Genomic DNA, 2,430 nt, shown 5'->3' on the forward strand with positions numbered 1-2,430 from the left:
GCCCACTTGCGGCAAACCTCGGTCAGGTCTTGAGGCAGCAACAGTATTCCATAAATCATAAGTATTTTTTGCAAACAAACCACTGTTATTAGAGAAGACAAAATTATTATTACCACCGAGCAAAGTGGCATTTCTAACCTTGTATTTTTTTAGGTTGCCGTTCCATAGTCTGGATGATCCAGGGAGAGGCTCGAGTATAGGTAAATAAGCAAATTGACGCGATTCTAGTCCCCCTAGACTGTCAAGCGGTACAGACATCGTGCCTGCTGATATGGGAGCAATCTCAGTTTCACCTACGTCTCTAACGAAGTTCTTAACACTCTCGGCAATATCTACCGACCCAGCAACATAATCAAACCCACCTTCACCATAGCCCTGGCCTTTTTCACCAAGCTTACATAGGTTCTTGGCGTCTATACTATTAATATTAGCATCATCACAGTTATAGACAGGTTTTCCTTCGAATGAAGTTTGTTCTAGTGTTGATAGCTCTCTATATACACTGCCTAATCCTGCTGTTGCGGTCGCAATCGCATCTCCTCTAGAATTATTGTCACTGTTTAATGCTTTTGCATATTCTCCAATCAACTCCCATTCAGGCCTACCGACGTTGGCTCTGGTTCGAGGATCTATGCCCGAATAGTAATAGCTTCTTAGAGAGGTAAGCTCAGGGTTGCTAACATTATTAACAGACAGCGAACTTCCTACCAAGCTCGTATTCATCAGGCTTTTAGTGTTTGGCTCTGAATAAACACTGTTGGGCTCACCATCCGTCAAAAAGTACACACCGTAACCATCACATTGGTTTGCAACATTAGGCATAGGTGAATCATACTTTAATCCACTAGTTATTTTAGTGCTACTATCTGAGAGCAAAAAACCACTTGCTGGATTGACTACTTCTACTGGTACCTCAATTTGCTTATAATAAAAAGTGACGTCTCCACTTCTACGAGAATAAACCGTACTACTACTTAATACAGAGGGATCTAAGTTTCTAGTGTTAAATTGACTAACGACTGAAGAGTAGCTCCCCCCAACACACTCATAATATTTATTACTACCAATAGTAGAAACTTCTGAACTCACATTATTACATTTATATAAACTATCTCTATTTCCGCGCTCAGCAACTGAAGCACCAACTGCTTCGTATCGTATTTCGGTCTGGGTTGATCGACTGACTGTGGTTGTCCCTAGCATATACGCGCCAGCTTCGGCATAAGCATTCGCTATCGGAGTATATGTCGTTGGGCTCAATGCAATAATCTTATTGATAAGCGCTTTCCTATTTGGAAGCGTCAGATCTGCTGCTGGCGTATCTATTTTTCCACCACCTGCACCACTTCCTCCAAAAAAGCTACCCAAACCGATTTTGTATTTAGTCAAATCCTCATCTGGACCGAACCCTGAGGTGCCTTTAGGGTTGGCAAACAGTGGAATAAGCGCCATTTTCAAACGTGATATACGGTCATAATATCTATTTCCAAAGCGATCTAATTTATAAATCACTCTATATGACAAACTACTATCAACAATGCTAGTACCAGCATCGTTATAAATGCGTACAGGTTCGTTTGCAGCATACAAGTTGAAAAGTGCGACATCTGGATAATCGTCTTGAATATGCCTAACGCCTTGTTCATCCATACTTAAAGAGTTATCGAGCATCATTATAATAGAGGCATTACCCCCTTGCGCCGCTTGATAGATCTCACGATCACTAGTATGACCAGCACTCGTTGCCATACAGGCCAAAACGACTGTCGATAATACTTTGATAGGCCAGCCTTTCATAATAGGGTGGACTCTATCAGTTGTGATTCTGTTCAAGACTCTCATAGTAATCATCCCTAAATATTGATTGCTGTTATAAATAAACTGCTAGTCATCTATTGCTTTTAAGCTGGCGCGCTAAACATAGCAGCCGCTTAAATAATTCTAGTTACCAGAAACACAGGTCACACCAACTGGCTGGTTAATATAAGTCTGCTGTTGGGTTTGATACGGCACGCTCAGTGCGGTCAGACAACTGTCTACAGTAGTAGACCCTGTACGCATCTGCTTAAAGCAGCCCGCGATAGAAGTAGTATCATTGCTACTCGCATTACCCAATGGTGCGCTAGAGAGTGCTGGTATGACTGAAGTGACGTAACCTATAAAGGTAGTGCAGCCAATAGCGGCATTGACCCCAGTTGTCGCAGGCTCAACATTGTTAGACGAGGTACCTGAACCTTCTTGAGAGAAAATACCACTGCTCTCAGGTCGTACAAACGTCATCTGAGTAATTACCCGACCTTCACTGACATAGTCATTACTATCGTTAGGATTGCAATAGCCGTTGTTTTTGTCCGTCAATAAAGCATTACTTTCATTGAGTTCGCTAATCTCAAGAATACTAAATAGCTTAGTACTACGCGGTCTAACACA

1 protein-coding gene and 1 pseudogene are annotated in these 2,430 nt (G+C 42.0%); both read right to left on the reverse strand.

The genetic code is table 11. The annotated features are described in order from the left end of the window. Positions 1-1,842 (reverse strand): annotated as a pseudogene (locus tag ACTXGO_RS12430) (hypothetical protein); the annotation flags it as partial. 99 nt (positions 1,843-1,941) lie between these two features. Next, on the reverse strand, positions 1,942-2,430 hold a 489-nt coding region (locus ACTXGO_RS12435; protein ID WP_443574758.1), incomplete at its 5' end, for a hypothetical protein.

It is taken from the genome of Psychrobacter sp. T6-1, assembly GCF_052258445.1.